At 44.9% G+C, this 15,767-nt stretch carries 18 protein-coding genes; 5 read left to right on the plus strand and 13 right to left on the minus strand.

The window, feature by feature from the left end:
- Window position 1: 1 nt before the first annotated feature.
- The 11 genes from DN752_RS17985 to DN752_RS18030 all read right to left on the minus strand — a co-directional run bounded on the left by DN752_RS17985 (window position 2) and on the right by DN752_RS18030 (window position 3,644).
- Entirely contained in the window at window positions 2–244 is a 243-nt protein-coding gene (locus DN752_RS17985; RefSeq protein WP_112785244.1) for a hypothetical protein, read from the minus strand.
- Window positions 241–510, minus strand: coding sequence for a hypothetical protein (locus DN752_RS17990; RefSeq protein ID WP_112785245.1), 270 nt, complete (start codon window positions 508–510; stop codon window positions 241–243). The genes DN752_RS17985 and DN752_RS17990 overlap by 4 nt, the downstream gene beginning before the upstream one ends.
- Window positions 503–1,231 (minus strand): hypothetical protein, encoded by a 729-nt coding sequence (locus DN752_RS17995; RefSeq protein WP_112785246.1) that lies wholly within the window; start codon window positions 1,229–1,231, stop codon window positions 503–505. Before DN752_RS17995 ends, DN752_RS17990 begins: the two co-directional genes overlap by 8 nt.
- A complete protein-coding gene (locus tag DN752_RS18000) occupies window positions 1,224–1,646 on the minus strand; it encodes a P-loop NTPase family protein (protein ID WP_112785247.1) in 423 nt (140 codons plus the stop codon). The genes DN752_RS17995 and DN752_RS18000 overlap by 8 nt, the downstream gene beginning before the upstream one ends.
- Entirely contained in the window at window positions 1,639–1,890 is a 252-nt protein-coding gene (locus DN752_RS18005) for a hypothetical protein (RefSeq protein ID WP_112785248.1), read from the minus strand. The genes DN752_RS18000 and DN752_RS18005 overlap by 8 nt, the downstream gene beginning before the upstream one ends.
- An 8-nt stretch (window positions 1,891–1,898) precedes the next feature.
- Window positions 1,899–2,039: a hypothetical protein gene (locus tag DN752_RS24565; protein ID WP_162633261.1), complete on the minus strand. Its 141-nt coding sequence runs from the start codon at window positions 2,037–2,039 to the stop codon at window positions 1,899–1,901.
- A gap of 24 nt (window positions 2,040–2,063) precedes the next feature.
- Window positions 2,064–2,363, minus strand: coding sequence for a hypothetical protein (locus tag DN752_RS18010; protein ID WP_112785249.1), 300 nt, complete (start codon window positions 2,361–2,363; stop codon window positions 2,064–2,066).
- A complete protein-coding gene (locus tag DN752_RS18015; protein ID WP_112785250.1) occupies window positions 2,350–2,640 on the minus strand; it encodes a hypothetical protein in 291 nt (96 codons plus the stop codon). The genes DN752_RS18010 and DN752_RS18015 overlap by 14 nt, the downstream gene beginning before the upstream one ends.
- Complete coding sequence (locus tag DN752_RS24570) at window positions 2,637–2,864, minus strand: hypothetical protein (RefSeq protein ID WP_162633262.1); 228 nt, start codon at window positions 2,862–2,864, stop codon at window positions 2,637–2,639. The genes DN752_RS18015 and DN752_RS24570 overlap by 4 nt, the downstream gene beginning before the upstream one ends.
- A gap of 204 nt (window positions 2,865–3,068) precedes the next feature.
- Window positions 3,069–3,368 (minus strand): hypothetical protein, encoded by a 300-nt coding sequence (locus DN752_RS18025; RefSeq protein WP_112785252.1) that lies wholly within the window; start codon window positions 3,366–3,368, stop codon window positions 3,069–3,071.
- Between the two features lie 9 nt (window positions 3,369–3,377).
- A complete protein-coding gene (locus DN752_RS18030) occupies window positions 3,378–3,644 on the minus strand; it encodes a hypothetical protein (protein WP_112785253.1) in 267 nt (88 codons plus the stop codon).
- A gap of 161 nt (window positions 3,645–3,805) precedes the next feature.
- On the opposite strand from DN752_RS18030, the gene DN752_RS18035 reads away from it, so the two are divergent.
- The 5 genes from DN752_RS18035 to DN752_RS18055 all read left to right on the plus strand — a co-directional run bounded on the left by DN752_RS18035 (window position 3,806) and on the right by DN752_RS18055 (window position 14,921).
- Window positions 3,806–4,186, plus strand: a complete 381-nt coding sequence (locus DN752_RS18035) for a helix-turn-helix transcriptional regulator (RefSeq protein WP_112785254.1) — start codon at window positions 3,806–3,808, stop codon at window positions 4,184–4,186.
- A gap of 667 nt (window positions 4,187–4,853) precedes the next feature.
- The gene (locus tag DN752_RS18040) at window positions 4,854–7,247 is read left to right on the plus strand and encodes a glycoside hydrolase family 3 N-terminal domain-containing protein (RefSeq protein WP_112785255.1); all 2,394 of its coding nucleotides are present in this window, start codon (window positions 4,854–4,856) and stop codon (window positions 7,245–7,247) included.
- Window positions 7,248–7,484: 237 nt separating this feature from the next.
- Window positions 7,485–9,725: a GH92 family glycosyl hydrolase gene (locus DN752_RS18045; RefSeq protein WP_245949297.1), complete on the plus strand. Its 2,241-nt coding sequence runs from the start codon at window positions 7,485–7,487 to the stop codon at window positions 9,723–9,725.
- 437 nt (window positions 9,726–10,162) lie between these two features.
- Window positions 10,163–13,285: a SusC/RagA family TonB-linked outer membrane protein gene (locus DN752_RS18050; RefSeq protein ID WP_112785256.1), complete on the plus strand. Its 3,123-nt coding sequence runs from the start codon at window positions 10,163–10,165 to the stop codon at window positions 13,283–13,285.
- Between the two features lie 19 nt (window positions 13,286–13,304).
- Window positions 13,305–14,921, plus strand: coding sequence for a RagB/SusD family nutrient uptake outer membrane protein (locus DN752_RS18055; RefSeq protein WP_112785257.1), 1,617 nt, complete (start codon window positions 13,305–13,307; stop codon window positions 14,919–14,921).
- Window positions 14,922–15,075: 154 nt separating this feature from the next.
- On the opposite strand, the gene DN752_RS18060 is transcribed toward DN752_RS18055, so the two are convergent.
- Together DN752_RS18060 and DN752_RS18065 are read right to left on the minus strand one after the other, a co-directional pair.
- Window positions 15,076–15,474 carry a PIN domain-containing protein gene (locus tag DN752_RS18060; RefSeq protein WP_112785258.1) on the minus strand — a complete coding sequence of 133 codons (399 nt, stop codon included), beginning with the start codon at window positions 15,472–15,474 and terminating at the stop codon, window positions 15,076–15,078.
- Window positions 15,471–15,677, minus strand: coding sequence for a DUF2191 domain-containing protein (locus DN752_RS18065; RefSeq protein ID WP_112785259.1), 207 nt, complete (start codon window positions 15,675–15,677; stop codon window positions 15,471–15,473). The genes DN752_RS18060 and DN752_RS18065 overlap by 4 nt, the downstream gene beginning before the upstream one ends.
- Window positions 15,678–15,767 lie beyond the last annotated feature (90 nt).

The following is a 15,767-nucleotide window of genomic DNA, read 5'->3' on the forward strand; positions in this document are numbered from 1 at the left end:
TTTACTTGATTATAAATCCGATGAACATTCCCAGTGCCATTGCTACTATCATCCCGAGGGCGAAGCCTTTTCCATTGTCATCCTCTTTTTGGATCCCTGCTTCGAATCCCTCTTCATATTTGGCACTGGCGAAGGTTTCGCATACCTGAGTGTAGATGGACATTCTCTCGGCTGGATACAGGTTTTTCCAAGGTTGCCCGTAGCGTTGCTCTGCGACCAGGTCTTTGGCTTTATCGAGTGTCACGGCTGTACCTCCTTTCTTAGCTTGAATTGCTCGCCTACTTGGATGGTGTCGGCACGCTCGAAGAAAAACCAGTTGTAGGTGAAGGTGTGCGGCTCTCCGGAGATGTCCTGAAAGATGATCAGCACACGGGATCCGTCCTTGTCGATGACGGTACCTTCTGGCCGGACGGTGTATTTCCGTGGGGCACATCCGCCCATCAGCATAAGCAGCCACATGATCAGGGATAGCAGCGTGGCGTAAAGAGCTCCTTTTCCATGTCTAGGCATTGGTGGCCTCCTTTCCTTTTTGAGTCGTGAGAATTGAGTCGTGAGATTTGAGAATAACCTCGTTCGATGGCCGGCCATTGGTGGAGAGGACTCTGAATTTTATTACCCAAACCAGAGGGTTTGAATTCCACATTTTGTCATTGTGGATGCTAAACCAGATACTTAGAAATCCATTCATGTAGGAATGGGTGGTTTTATAGATCCCTTTCCAGGTTTCAAATTCGGCTCCCTCGGCTTTTGCGCCCTCTTCCGTAATATCCTGGATCCTTTCCATGCGAATATCTTCCACCATCAGCCATATTCGAGCAATTGATTTTGGCATGTGAATGGATGGTTTCCATTTGATTCCTTTTTCTCGCATGGTTTGTTTCCATCCATCAGGATCACATAGGGATTCTGTTTTAAACCGGGTTACTTTTTCCGGCCATACGCTAAACCCTTCTCTCACCCAAATAATGTCTCCCGGTTTTCCGTAAGGGCATTTCAGGTTATCCCAGAAAATCCATTGGGTGCTCAGCGTGCTCTTGAATACTTGCCAACCAGTTTCACTTTCTCTTTTTACAATCCAGAATTTGCCTGGAGTCTTGTTATATTCCTCTAGACCGGTTAGCCTTCGGGTTTCGCTTTTGGAACCATTTAAGGTAGCAATGACCATATCGGTCTGCATCAGCATAGGGATCTCCTTAATGGTGATATCTGGTGTAAGGTGTAGATCAGCCATGGGCGACCTCCTTTTTCTGGGCGTTTGATTTGTGCCCATTGTTAACCCTATTCAGCACAATGGTTTGTACATTCCTTTTAGGTCTGTCCTCGGAAGGATCTACCTCAGCACTAAAAGCTATGATCAATTCAGGCCTTGGGATGATAAGCTGTTTTTCCGCTTTTCTATCAATCACCAATTCACTTTCTGCAATGAGCGCGTTCAACTGGCCTTCGTCAAAGTCAAAAGCTTCATCAATAAGGATACACTCCGTTTCTTTAGTTACTTGACTGAACCCAAAAGTCGCCCTGTTATCAGTCAAAGCCATTCGGTCTTGCAGACGTACCGTTTTCTTACCCTCTGCCAGTTTATTGGCTAGTCTTGATTTACCTGATCCCTTAGGACCATATATCAGAATGGTGTTTGAATCAGCCATTGGATTCCTCCTTTCTCTTGCCGTTTGACTTATATTCTGTTTTTATCCTTTCACCATGATTGGTGAGCCAATTGCCAAATGCTATTAGTTCATTTGGCGTGAATCGAGTGGAGAAGGAAACGGACAGGGAAATGATTTCCCAATGGCGGGAATGCTCCCATTTTTCCTTCTCCAAAACCATAAGGTTTATGTCCTCGTCCAATCTTTCTTTATTAAAAAAGTGCTCTTCTATAATATGTGCCATGGCTTGAATTATTTATCCCAGCCTTTAAAGGCCCGTTCCTTTTGTTGTTTTTTGACGGTCTGTTTCCCGGTGAGGGTCTTGTTAGAATAGCAGGATTGCATGGCCGTCATAAGCATTAGTCCCACTAGCATTTTGATAAGGTATTTCATCGTTTTATAGGATTTGGTTGTACATTATCCGGTATGGGTAACCCGTGAGGGTTGTCGGTATGGTGTCCGGATCTCTTCACCATACTTATGGGGGAGCTTGTCAAAGTCACCTCTCCGAAACCGGGTTTTATTATTTACCCGGATAACAAAGTCCAGGTAGGAATCCATGCAGTCGTATAATCTGGTTTTGGTGATGTTTAGACTTTCTCCCCGATAGCTTAGATCGAGTTGGTAGATGCCTCCGGTAAATACCACTGGCGGCATTTGGTAAGGTGGTGTGTTGAGGATTTGCGCGATCAGCGTATCCATATTACGGGTTGACATGTTCAGGTACTTTTGTGATTTGAATAAATTCTCCTTTATGTTCATCTGCCATCATGATGATCTGATCACCATAGGTGGTGATTCTGACATCCTTGGCGTCTTTTACCGATACATTCCGGTCATATTCCGTTCGCCACCATTCGAATTGCTTTCCCATCTCCTCCATGTTTTTGAAGGGGCTGTCCGTGGTGATGGTCTCTTCACACATTTCCACCCACCCTAGCAGGTGTTTGAGGGTGGTATTGGTGAGCGATGATTTTTCGTGACGTATTTTCATAGTTCGAAAAGGCTTTTGGTTCTTCTTGCTGCTTTTCTGGCACGCTTGGCATGATGTGACACGCGTTGTCCCAGTTTGTAAATGGTGCGGGTTTCTTCCGTGAACATTACAATGGTCGCCAGTGAGATGATGATGAGGCTGACCATGGCGCGGATATAAAACTTCCTGTCTCCATTAGGGTCGAATGGCAACCCTAGATAGTCCTGTCTTTCTTCTATTGTCATTTTTGAAAAGTGTTGCTTTTGAAAAAGGTATTTTACCGTTAGGAAAGCCGATCCGTAGATTAAGCTCAAGCTCTTCATTGATAGACTTGAGCTCCTTTTTGGTCAGCCAAATCAGCTGAATGGTCGAAAAGGGATTTCCCTTTAGTGTCCTGAGTTCAGTCCATAGCCGCTTAAGGTCTTTTTTAAGGATCCGCTGATCCCGCATTAGTAGGCCAATGTTTGATTGGTACATTTTTGTAGGGATTTGGCTTGATCGATCAGGTTCAGCATTTCCGCGCGTTGGTTTTTGAAATTGCTTTCTGCTGTTGGCAGCAATTCCATGATGTAGCCCTGCACTTGATTGACAGCCCTTAGCTGTACCATATCGCTTTCCCGAGCGTAGTGTCCTGCGATCAGCTTGATCTTGGTGATTGCTTTCGCTCGCTTACCGTTCATTTTGCCAACAGCCTGATAGGCTTTTTCCCTGGCATTGGCGAATTTTTTTAATTGAATACATGCTTTCATACGTGAAAATTACTTGGTTAAACCAAAGCGGTTTTTGATTTCGGAAGTCACGGTAGATTGCCCAATAATTTCGTCTGGTTCGATTTCTCTTAATTGCGCAATCCATTCCTTAATGGCTTCGAGTTCTGGCACGGAAATAGGTGTTTTGTTTACATTATCAGTCAGTTGAGTAAATCTCCTGCGTGACATACCCATTTTCCTAAGTGCCTCCTCGGTGGGCCTTACTTCCTCGATCCCCGCCTCTTCAAATAGTTCCTTTACTCTAATAGCTATCATGTATTTTTAATTTGTTGTACAACAAATACATATTTGTTACGTATCAAAATACGTGAATAATGCGTATAAATACAAGTGATATTTATGTAAAACACATATTTTTAGCGTATCTAATTGATTTACAACACGTTATTTTTGCGTATAGCATGTAATAAAAATGTATGGACGAATTCAGAAGTAAAGTAGCAGAGGGGCTAAGGAAGCTCCGACTGGAACGTGATTACAGTCAGGAGTTTGTAGCCGAAAAGCTCGGAAAGAATGACTATACGGGATATCAGCGCATAGAACTTGGGCGTACGGAGCTGAAGTTTGAAGATGCCTATAAGCTGGCGAAGCTGTATGACGTGACCATGGAGCACATCTTCCATCCTGATAAAAATGAGGGGGGCTTATCTAAGGCCCAAGATGCCGCATTGCCCGGGTACACCAAAAAGAATATGGTGCAGATGATGGTTGCCCTAGATGGCTCAGAAGAGCAGCTAAAGCGGCAATTTGACTTTTTAAAAGGAGTCAATGAGGTCATCAAGGCTCAGATATTTTGAAACCAGTTTTGAAACCAGATCACCCTTTTTGAAGCTGAAACCAAGACACAAAACAGCATTTAACTAATTTACAAGCACTTACATGGGTAAATCGGAAAATCCTCTCGTGCGCACAAAAAGGCCTTTCGGTATTTTCCGGAAGGCCTTTCGTGTTTTAAGAGGATTGGAGCTTGGTTTTAGGGATTAAGGATCAAGCGGAAAAGTTGGGGCTGATAGAACGCTGATGACACAGGCTCAAAAAATGTACGCTGATCTTTTTATATTGGAGGACACATTTCTATTGCTTAATAGAAGAGAAATCCGAATTCTCTATTTGATTCTGGGTGTGCTGTGTATTCCATGAGAAATAAAATCTACTGGCAAAAAAGCGTATAATCAAATTCCAGTTTAAGGAAAAAATCAACGCAAATCTTAATCATCTGCGTCATCAGTGTTCTATAAAAAAAAATCGATTTAGCATATAGTGCAATTGCCTTATTGTTAAAATTGCTTCTTTTGATTGCTTTTGAGTTATTGAATGTTTTTCCGTTTGGTTTTCTTTTTGAGCTTGTTTTAGAAGTTGTGTTAATATTTTTAGTTTTATGGTTTTACTTTTTTAAAAAATTAACTAAATAGAGCTCTCGTTATGTTGTTCGCTTCCCCGCAAACGATTAAATCACCATTACTTATGTTTAGATCCTTTGGCATATCGTCATTTATAAAGTCCCCACTCTTGTTGGTTTTATGGCTGGGTGCAGCCTGTAGTGTTTTTGGGCAGGATAGAGTATTGTACAAGCAGGCAAATGTCCCAACGGCACAGCGGGTGGAGGACTTGCTGGCTAGAATGACACTGGAGGAAAAAGTAGGGCAGCTTTCTACTTTACTCGGGTGGAAGATGTACCAAAAGGACGGAGAAGAGGTGACGGTCAGCAAGGCCTTCGAAGAAGCAGTACAGCAGCGGCATATCGGTATGCTGTGGGCTACTTTGCGTGCAGACCCATGGACGCAAAAGACCCTGACGACCGGATTAAATCCCAGACAGGCTGCCGAGGCGACCAATGCGATGCAAAAATATGCCCTTGAAAATACCCGTTTGGGCATTCCCATGATGATGGCCGAGGAATGTCCCCATGGGCATATGGCCATCGGTACCACTGTTTTTCCGACGTCCATCGGACAGGCAAGTACGTGGAACCCAGCGTTGATCAAGGAAATGGCTGCGGCAATTGCCTTGGAAGCAAGGCTGCAAGGAGGGCATATTGGCTATGGGCCGGTGCTGGACCTTGCCCGGGAGCCTAGATGGTCAAGGGTAGAAGAAACCTATGGCGAAGATCCCTATATCAATAGCCAAATGGGGGTGGCCATGGTGAGTGGGTTTCAAGGAGAGGATGTTGCATCCGGAAAAAATGTGATTTCGACCTTAAAGCATTTTACCGCTTATGGTGTTCCCGAAGGAGGACACAACGGTACCAGTGTGAGTATCGGCCAGCGTGAACTGCACGAGAGTTATTTGCCACCCTTCAAGGCCGCGGTAGAGGCCGGGGCACTTTCGGTGATGACCGCGTATAATTCCATCGATGGAGTCCCATGTACTTCCAACGGTTACCTGTTGAACAATGTGCTGCGGGATGATTGGGGATTTGACGGTTTTGTGGTCTCTGATCTGGGCAGTATCAGTGGCCTTAAGGGCAGCCACCATGTCGCGGCCACCTCGGAGGATGCCGCCAAACTGGCGATCAATGCTGGTGTGGACTCGGATTTGGGAGGGTATGGTTTTGATAAGTATTTATTAGAAGCGATAAAATCCCGGAAAGTTTCCCAAGCAGTGCTGGACCAAGCGGTAAGTAGAGTGCTAAAGGTGAAATTTGAGATGGGGCTATTTGAAAACCCCTATGTGGATCCCGAAAAAGCAGCCAAAGAAGTTCGTTCCACAAGTCACGTTGCATTGGCCAGGAAGGTGGCTCGGGAAGGAATAGTACTCTTAAAGAATGAGGACAATGTTTTGCCGTTAAGTAAAACGTTGAAGAGCATAGCCGTGATCGGTCCCAATGCAGATAATACTTACAACCAACTGGGCGACTATACTGCCCCCCAAGCAGAGGAAAATGTGGTGACCGTGCTGGAAGGCATTCAGGCCAAAGTAGGTAATGATGTTCAGGTCAATTATATCAAAGGCTGCGCTATTCGCGACACCACTCAAAGCCAAATTGCTGAAGCGGCAGCTCTGGCTGCTAAATCTGATGTGGCCGTGGTGGTGTTGGGTGGGTCGAGTGCGAGGGACTTTGATACGGAGTATGAAGAGACCGCTGCGGCTAAGGTCAGTGACACTGAAGAAGGCGAAGTGATCAGTGATATGGAGAGTGGAGAAGGCTTTGACCGGATGACCTTGGAGCTGCTCGGTGACCAACTCCAACTCGTCAAGGCAGTGCAGCAAACCGGGACTCCCGTTGTGGTGGTCTTGATAAAGGGTCGTCCGTTAAACCTGAACTGGATCGATGCAAACGTGCCGGCCATTGTAGATGCCTGGTATCCTGGCCAGGAGGGAGGAAATGCCATAGCAGATGTCCTGTTCGGGGATTATAACCCTTCAGGAAGATTGACCATCTCTGTCCCTAGGTCAGTTGGGCAATTGCCGGTATTTTATAATTATAGAAATCCCCAAAGGCATGATTATGTGGAGGGAAGTGCTGCGCCACTCTATGCATTTGGACATGGCTTGAGCTATGCGGATTTTACTTACACTGACCTGGAAATCACTACATCTGGAAATGCCCGATCCCCTAAGGTGACGGTGCAATTTGAGGTGAAAAATAGCAGCAATGTTGATGGCGAAGAAGTGGTCCAGTTGTATGTGAAGGACATGGTCAGCAGTACGGTGAGGCCTCTCATGTCGCTGAAGCGGTTTGAAAAGGTAATGGTTCCTGCCGGGGGATCCAGAAAGATTTCGTTTACATTAGGAGCGGAAGACTTGCAGGTTCTAGGGCAGGATTTGGAATGGCTGGTAGAACCGGGGAACTTTCAGGTTATGGTGGGACGCTCATCGAGGGATATCCGGTTGGAAGGAGAATTTGTCTTGGAGTGATTATGTTAAACCCGGATTATGCGTCAGGAATCGTAGTGAGAGCTGAAATTGCAAGAAAATCAGTTAGTTTGGAGGTATTAGCGTAGCATCGCTACGGTTATGCCGAAAACTAAAGTGAAACGGCTGATTTTGAAGCAGTTTCAGGTCGTAACAGATAGGCTAATGCATATTCCGGGTTAAACGATGAGGATAGCAAAGGGAGCGTGGGAATTGGTTTGTTAGGAAAATAATTAAAAGATGAATATGAAGAAATGGACAGGGGTAGTGATGGTGTTTGCCATGACTTGCGCAGTATTGGGCTGTGTCAAAAAAGAAAGAGGGAATGCAGCGAAAACCATAGCTGAAGCCAATCTTGTGCAGTACGTGAATCCCTATATCGGCTCGGGAGGTCATGGCCATGTTTTTGTCGGGGCCAATGTGCCTTTTGGCGGTGTACAGCTGGGACCGGTAAACCTTACGGAAGGCTGGGATTGGTGTTCTGGGTACCATTATTCTGATTCGACCATCATTGGGTTTGCCCACACCCACCTCAGTGGAACGGGCATAGGAGATCTGGGTGATGTTTTGGTGATGCCCATCGTGGGAGAGGTAGCAGTGGCCAAAGGTAAGCCAGAGCAGCCTGATACAGGATACTTCTCCTATTTTGATCATGAAAACGAAACGGTGGAGGCGGGTTACTACCGTGTCCACTTGGACCGTTATGATGTTAATGCTGAATTGACCGCCACTGAGCGGGCGGGCTTCCATCGGTATACATTTCCCGAAAGTGAAGATTCAAAATTACTGTTTAACCTGAAACAGGGGATTGGCTGGGATGTGTCCACCAAGACTCATATTGAACTGGTGAACGATACCACATTGACAGGGTACCGTTATTCCAAAGGTTGGGCAAAGGATCAAAAGCTGTATTTCGCCGCCAAGCTATCCAAACCAGTGGCTTCTTTTGAGGTCTTTGATGAGAATAAACCTAAAGAGGGGACTTCATATACAGGGAAACAAATAAAAGCGCTGCTGGGATTCTCTACCACTGCTGATGAGGGCATCCTGCTGAAAGTAGGGGTATCCCCTGTAAGCACAAAAAATGCACTGGAAAACCTGAAGCAGGAAATTCCCCATTGGGATTTTGATAAGACTGTCGCGGATGCCAAGGACAAATGGAACCATGAGCTGAACAAGATTCAGGTAGCAATGGGCGATGAGGTAGCGTTGACCAAATTTTACACAGGACTTTACCACACCATGATTGCTCCATCAGTCTTTAATGATATCAATGGCGATTATGCTGGTGACGATGGCAAAATACGAAACGACACCTCATTTACTAACCTTACCACATTTTCCCTTTGGGATATTTATCGGGGTTGCAGCCCACTGTACACGATTTTTCAGCAGGACAGAATGGAAGATATGGTGCAGTCCATGCTGAAGATTTATGAGCAACAGGGCAAGCTGCCCGTTTGGCACTTGGTGGGCAATGAAACCAATACCATGCCCGGTTATAGTGCGGTTCCTATCGTGGTGGATGCCTATCTCAAAGGGATTCCAATGGATCCAGAACTGGCCTATAAAGCGGTGACAACCTCAGCCATGCGCGATGACCTGGGGCTGGACAAGGTCAAAGAGCTAGGATACATTTCTGCGGACGGGGAGGTAGAGAGTGTCTCCAAAGGCTTGGAGTACGCCTTGGCAGATTGGTGTATCGCGCAGATGGCCAAGGAACTTGGGAAGCAAGAGGACTATGAGTATTACGCCAAAAGAGGGCAGAATTACCGTAATTACTTTGATCCCGAAGTGGGATTTATGAGGGGAAGAATTTCTGAAAAGAAATGGAGGGAACCTTTTAGTCCGTTTACTTCCGTCCATATGAAAGGGGATTTTACAGAAGGCAATGCTTGGCAATATACCTGGTTGGTACCGCAGGATGTCGATGGTTTGGTCGGCCTCCTAGGTGGCAAAGAGGCTTTTGCTGCCAAACTGGATTCGCTCTTCATGGTGGAAGGTGATATGGGTGAAGAAGCTTCCAATGACATCACAGGGCTGATAGGGCAGTATGCCCAAGGGAATGAGCCTAGCCATCATGTGACCTATATGTACGCTTATGTGGACCAATCGTATAAAACCGCCGAAAAGGTACGCTATATCCTCAAAAACCTCTATGCCAATGATCCCGATGGACTGAGCGGCAATGAAGATGTCGGTCAAATGTCCGCTTGGTTGGTGCTTTCTTCATTGGGATTCTACCCCGTGGAGCCTGCAGGAGGAAAATATGTCTGGGGCAGCCCAACGGTAAACGACGCAGTCATTAGAATGGATAATGGAAAAACGCTCGAGCTTACCGTAAACAACAATTCACCAGAGAACATCTATATCCAGGAAGTGACCTTTAATGGTAAGCCGTACAGTAAGCAGTTTCTTATGCATGAGGATATTATAAAGGGAGGAAAATTGGTAGTCGAGATGGGGAACTCCAAGGAATGAGAATCTTACTTTATTGAATAAAAATAGAATTGCTATCGATTGCTCATAATTATGCGTTCATAGGATAGCAGATCCCTTATTGAAGAGAGGCCTATATAGGGGGTGTTCTCTGTATAGTATATATTGTTTTTATAATATATTGAAAACAAGCTATTTATTGTTTTTTTCTGGTAAAGAGATGGCTTAATAATGATATTTGAAGGTCGTGAAATATGGGAAGTAGTTGGGTAAAGGATTTGGATTTTTTTGTATGGATTAATACTGTGTAACTGGTAAAGTATGTGCATATAATTTTATAAAGGAAGAAAAATAATACTTTTTCAAGTAAAAAACACTGATTAATTTTGGATAGCTGATTTTTACTCCCTATAATGCAAACGATTGCGCATGCAATCGATTGCACTTAGCCTTTTTTATAACAATAAACCTCTAAAACAATGGCACAAAATGTACCGAAAAAGCCACTTCCCAAGTGGCTGGTCGAAAAGACCGTTTGTTCAATGAAATGGGGGCTGCTATTTCTATTGGGAATAGGGCTTTCCGTTTCGAGTTTTGCACAAGAAGTGATCACAGGTACTGTGATTGCATCCGATGAAGGAGAGCCCATACCGGGTGCTTCTGTCCTTCTAAAAGGAACCACCACCGGAACTACCACTGACTTTGATGGTAATTACAGCATTGCTGTTCCTGATGGGGAAGCTGTTTTGGTCTTTTCATTTATAGGGTATGAAAAGCAGGAAGTATCAGTGGGCAATCGATCCAAAATCGACATTGAATTAGTATCCAGCTTGACAGATTTGGAGTCGGTGGTCGTGGTCGGATATGGCACCATGAAAAAATCCGATGTGACGGGAGCCATTGCCGGCGTAGACAGTGACCTGATTACAGAGCGAGGGACTACCAGCCCCGTACAGTCTCTCCAAGGAAGTGTGGCCGGTGTCCAGGTGAGCAATAGCACAGGACGATTAGGAGATGGCTTCAATATGACCATTCGTGGTAATAACTCCCTTGCTGGATCTAGTCCTTTATATGTAGTCGATGGAGTGGTCACTAATAATATCGACTTTTTGAATCCTAATGACATAGCTAAAATAGAAGTGCTGAAAGATGCTTCTTCTGCGGCCATCTACGGTTCACGGGCCGCTGGTGGCGTAGTGATCGTAGAGACCAAAGGTGGGACGGATATTCCCGATGCGACTACCTTTTCATTTGATACTTTCTATGGGGTAAAAACCCCCGCTAGGCTACCTGAGATGATGAGCCTGGAGCAATGGAGGGATTATCATATGTCCGCTTATTTGGGTACTGAGAATAATGGCGAAGGAAAGACACCCCAACAATATGAAGATGTCGTATTAGGCCCAAATAACCCCGTATTGGCTGAGCGGTTTAATAACCTGGATGGATTTGACTGGTATGATGCCGTCCTCAGAAATGGTATGCAGACCAATAACCACCTGACCATTTCCCATAGAAGTGGGGCGTCTACCTATAATATTGGTGTTGGTTATCAAAAAGAAACGGGTACCCTGGAGCAAGAAAGCTTGGATAAGTACACGTTTAATATGAACATCAACCAGCACATTAATGACAAATTCATGGCTGGTGCAAATATGGCCTTGTCCCATGGAAACAATCAGCGAGGAAGTGGCAATGCCATGCAGGAAGCTTTCAGGCTAAATCCATTTTTGAGTCCTTATGCCATTGATGAAAATGGTGATGAGATAGTGGGTGAATTATTTCCCCAACCGGGTAAGTTGACGTACCCCAACGGAGACTGGGCAGCGAACAAGACGAGTACCTATAACCCCCTATTGGAGATCGCCAATTCCAGTGATGAGACAAGGAGCTTAAGAGGCGTCGGTAATGCTTATTTGCAATATGATCCACTGGATTGGTTGAGCCTGAAATCCACCTTCTCTGTGGGCTTCAATAACAATAGAAGAGGACGTTCTTGGGGAGCACAGACCAATACGGGAATCAACAATGGTAACTTGCCTTCCTCTGAGGTCAGTTATTATAATAATATGAACACTACCTGGGATAATCAGCTGAACATTAGCAAGTCCATCAACGACCATACGTTTAACTTCTTGGCGCTTCAAAGTATCTTTGTGGACCGGACAGAAACGGCCAATATGTCATCTACCCAGCAGCCTTTCGAAACCGAATTCTATAACGTAGAGTCTGGTTTACAAGAGACGTATAACCTTGGGAATTATTTTAGCAAAAGCCAATTGGCCTCATTTGCACTTAGGTTAAATTATTCCTATCTGGATAAGTACTTGGTGACGGTTTCCAATAGATGGGATGGATCTTCCCTCCTTTCTGAAGGAAATAAATGGCAGGCGTTTCCTTCTGTAGCCCTTGGTTGGAGATTGAACAAAGAAGCCTTTTTGGCCAATTCATCCACTGTTTCTGACCTGAAACTAAGGTTGGGTTATGGTACTGTAGGGAACAACAATGTAGCACCCTACAGAACGGTGAATGCCTTGACCAACCAAACGTATTATGATTTTAATGGAACGGCAGCCAATGGTTGGACGCAAAACTCACTTGCCAATAAAGCGCTGACCTGGGAGAAGACTAAGGAAATCAACGTGGGGGTGGATTTCGGATTTATGATGAACCGCATTACGGGTAGTGTGGATTATTATAACCGGCTTTCTGACAACCTGTTGGTTACTCAAAAGCTTCCTTTGGAGATAGGTTTTAGCGATATTGCTTCCAATGCCGCTTCTGTCCGGAACAAAGGGGTGGAAGTGATGTTGAATACCATCAATGTGGAAAACAGCAACGTGACCTGGTCCACTACCTTTACATTTACCAAAAACACCAATTCCATTGAGTCCCTCTACGGACAATCAGAAGTGGATGATGTAGGAAATGGCTGGTTTATCGGAGAGTCCATAGATGCCCATTACAATTTTATCTATGATGGCGTATGGCAAGCAGGAGAAGATGCCGCAGCCTACAACCAAACAGAAGGTCAGGCTAAAGCCAAAGATGTAAACAACGACGGAGCTATCCATCCCAATGATGACCGGGTGATCCTAGGTTCATCCAATCCTTCCTGGACGGGAGGAATCATTTCCAATCTTCAGGTAGGTAATTTTGATATGAATTTTTCAGTGGCCACCCAGCAAGGAGTATTGGCCTATAGTGATTTCCATAGCAATTTCACCAATGTTACCGATAGAGGACGTCAAAAGCTCGCTTTGCCAGGATGGTATGTTCCCGAAAACGAGGTAGGGATCCCTAGCCAGGTATCCAATGAATATCCTCAGCCCAGAAATGAAGGGCAACACTGGGGCAGTGGAATGGCTTACTATAAAGATGCTTCCTTCGTGAAGATCAATAATATCGGTGTGGGCTATACTCTTCCTGAGACACTGCTCAGCCGGGCCAACCTTAAGAAGGTGCGGGTTTATGTCAATGTGCTGAATCCATTTACATTTACGGATTATGATGGATGGGATCCTGAGTGGGCTGAGGCCAGCTTAGGAGTTGGACGTGTGAGTACGATCACTACCCAGTTTGGCTTGAGTGTTAAATTTTAATCTGAAGAATTGAAAAACAATGAAGAAGATAAATTCAATTTTCGCAATGATCTTTCTGCTAGCCGCTACAGGCTGTGCGGAATTTCTGGAAGAAGATAATAAGTCCAATGTGATCGCAGAGGAGTTTTATGAAACTGCGGAGGGCTACGAGGCTTTGATCAACGCCAATTATTCGGCACTTCGTAATATTTATGGTGATGATCCATGGATGTTTGTATGTGGCACAGACCTTTACCAAGAAGGAAGGGACCGCCCTCCACAAGGACTCAGCAAGTATTTTGAGCTAAACAGCTCTTCATCTGGAGTAGATTTCCTCTATGTAAATTGCTACAAAGCCATTCAGTTGGCCAATTCTGCAGTTTATTATGCGGATATCACCGAGCAGACGGGTGTTACTACTCAGTATTTGGGAGAAGCCCGGTTTTTAAGGGCCAATGCCTATTTTCTGTTGGTTCAGTCATATGGCGGTGTTGGTATGATCACTGAGTATGTGGAGGAACCTATTTTGCAGTTTGACCGATCCAGTGCTGAAGAGGTTTATGCCTTTATCATTTCAGAGCTGGAAGGCGCTATGGGGCAAGTGTCCTCAGGAGCTTATGATGGACATGTAAACCAACGAGCCGTAGAAAACCTTCTGGCCAAAGTACACCTGACCAGAGGGTATGAGGAGTTTGGGACTGCCGATGATTTCTCCAAGGCAGCAGCCTATGCCGATAATGTCATCAACGGTCAAGGACTGAACCTTACTTCCGAAGAATTATGGCTACCGGATAATGATATGAACGAAGAAGTGATTTTCTCGGTACAATGGAGTGCCGGGTCGATCAGTTCTGATCCTACAGGGATAGGGAATAAGCAGCAGAGCTATTTCGGCCCCTATATGGGAGGCTCTGAAGTAGCTGGTGATGCACCGTACAAGACCTACACTACGTTGCCAAATCGATTTGCACTCGATCTTTATGAAGAAGGGGATGAGCGTTGGTATGCTACTTTTATGACGGAAGTGTTTGCTAGGTATTATGATTACTTCGATGTAGATGATCACAGTGGCTTGATGGTAGAGGATTTCTACGAGCCAAGGTGGTTTACGGCACAGGACAGTATCGATTATGTCAGTGCCCATCCGGACGTCGAATACCATTCTTACGGCACGACCGATCCTGATGGAGGGGCTGTTTCCCTTGACCGGGCGACCATGATCGTGAAGAAGTTTGATGATCCTAATTCCCTGTTTGGTGGGGCGAGCAGTACACGGGATTTCATCGTGTCCAGATTGGCAGAGACCTATTTGGTGGCGGCTGAGGCTTATCTGCAAGTGGGAGATCCGTCTACAGGCTTGGACCGACTAAATGTGGTCAGGGAAAGAGCTGGTGTGGCTGATGCTAGCCTTGGAGAGTTTGATATTGACTATATTTTAGACGAAAGAGCGAGAGAGCTTTTGGGTGAGTATCACAGGTGGTTTGACCTAAAGAGAACCGGTACTTTGGTAGAAAGAGCTTCTGCTCACAATAGCTGGATTACTCCTTCTAATTTTGAAGGAGCAAATGGTAATCAGAAGATTCTCAGACCAATCCCTCAAAATGCCATTGACCTTAACCAAAACAAGGATTTTCCTCAAAATCCTGCGTATGAGTAAGGTGACGAAAAGTACTTACCTATAAAAGACGGTAAAACGGGTATACGAAAAGAGGTCGGCCATTATTGGTCGACCTCTTTCTTTATCGTCCTCCTAACGATACCTAATTCCAAAACCTTTGTGCTTTGGTGGCTAGAAAAATGACGCCAATTGGTTACCGAAAATAGTGCTCGGCACTAAAAATCATATCATACCCAACAAACCTTCTGATTTTTTTATCCAAGGTCCATATTTTTAGATCATATGTTTTGGCGCATAGGATGATGATCGAATCGATGAGCACTACCCCATGGTGGACCAATTTGTTTTCTTGGGAATAAATACCCGCACCGAAGGCCAACCCTGGATAATCCAGAAGTTTCATATGGCTAAAAAACTCCATGATGAAAGCGACTTCCTTTTTATGCTTGGCTCCTTGCGCCAGTTCCGCAAAAATAACCTCAAGGCTAAAGGCATTGCCCTCTTGGATGAGCTGGAGCCCTGGCTGGATAAAATCCGGGTTGCCCCTGAAGTACTCGATCCAAACCGATGTGTCTACCAGGACTCCGTTCATTTGCGGTTTTGTTCACGTAGATGATCTGCACCGTAGGAAAATTCCAAAGGCTCATTCACAAGTTGCGATGAGAGATGTTGGATCTTACGCTTGGACAGGTAATCCTTGATCGCTACCTTGAGTCCCTCGGTGATGGTCTTGGCGCCGCTTTCTTTGATCAATTCCTCGATCATTCCATCTTCAATAATGGCTGTAATTTTCATAATCGTGCTTTTTAATTCATGAAAATATACGATCCATTATCGTATGATCCAATTTTTTGACTCCTTTTATTTTGTTAACTGGTTCTTTTT

Origin of the sequence: Echinicola strongylocentroti (assembly GCF_003260975.1) — a bacterium.
GTDB lineage: Bacteria > Bacteroidota > Bacteroidia > Cytophagales > Cyclobacteriaceae > Echinicola > Echinicola strongylocentroti.

What these genes read in the sequence shown, in the direction of transcription:
- DN752_RS24570 (WP_162633262.1), bottom strand. Translation starts at nt 2,864, where the DNA reads ATGACAATAGAAGAAAGACAGGACTATCTAGGGTTGCCATTCGACCCT.
- DN752_RS18025 (WP_112785252.1), bottom strand. Translation starts at nt 3,368, where the DNA reads ATGAAAGCATGTATTCAATTAAAAAAATTCGCCAATGCCAGGGAAAAA.
- DN752_RS24565 (WP_162633261.1), bottom strand. Translation starts at nt 2,039, where the DNA reads ATGAAATACCTTATCAAAATGCTAGTGGGACTAATGCTTATGACGGCC.
- DN752_RS18060 (WP_112785258.1), bottom strand. Translation starts at nt 15,474, where the DNA reads ATGAACGGAGTCCTGGTAGACACATCGGTTTGGATCGAGTACTTCAGG.
- DN752_RS18050 (WP_112785256.1), top strand. Translation starts at nt 10,163, where the DNA reads ATGGCACAAAATGTACCGAAAAAGCCACTTCCCAAGTGGCTGGTCGAA.
- DN752_RS18015 (WP_112785250.1), bottom strand. Translation starts at nt 2,640, where the DNA reads ATGAAAATACGTCACGAAAAATCATCGCTCACCAATACCACCCTCAAA.
- DN752_RS17990 (WP_112785245.1), bottom strand. Translation starts at nt 510, where the DNA reads ATGCCTAGACATGGAAAAGGAGCTCTTTACGCCACGCTGCTATCCCTG.
- DN752_RS17995 (WP_112785246.1), bottom strand. Translation starts at nt 1,231, where the DNA reads ATGGCTGATCTACACCTTACACCAGATATCACCATTAAGGAGATCCCT.
- DN752_RS18000 (WP_112785247.1), bottom strand. Translation starts at nt 1,646, where the DNA reads ATGGCTGATTCAAACACCATTCTGATATATGGTCCTAAGGGATCAGGT.
- DN752_RS18040 (WP_112785255.1), top strand. Translation starts at nt 4,854, where the DNA reads ATGTTTAGATCCTTTGGCATATCGTCATTTATAAAGTCCCCACTCTTG.
- DN752_RS18055 (WP_112785257.1), top strand. Translation starts at nt 13,305, where the DNA reads ATGAAGAAGATAAATTCAATTTTCGCAATGATCTTTCTGCTAGCCGCT.
- DN752_RS18035 (WP_112785254.1), top strand. Translation starts at nt 3,806, where the DNA reads ATGGACGAATTCAGAAGTAAAGTAGCAGAGGGGCTAAGGAAGCTCCGA.
- DN752_RS18030 (WP_112785253.1), bottom strand. Translation starts at nt 3,644, where the DNA reads ATGATAGCTATTAGAGTAAAGGAACTATTTGAAGAGGCGGGGATCGAG.
- DN752_RS18005 (WP_112785248.1), bottom strand. Translation starts at nt 1,890, where the DNA reads ATGGCACATATTATAGAAGAGCACTTTTTTAATAAAGAAAGATTGGAC.
- DN752_RS18065 (WP_112785259.1), bottom strand. Translation starts at nt 15,677, where the DNA reads ATGAAAATTACAGCCATTATTGAAGATGGAATGATCGAGGAATTGATC.
- DN752_RS18045 (WP_245949297.1), top strand. Translation starts at nt 7,485, where the DNA reads ATGAATATGAAGAAATGGACAGGGGTAGTGATGGTGTTTGCCATGACT.
- DN752_RS18010 (WP_112785249.1), bottom strand. Translation starts at nt 2,363, where the DNA reads ATGTCAACCCGTAATATGGATACGCTGATCGCGCAAATCCTCAACACA.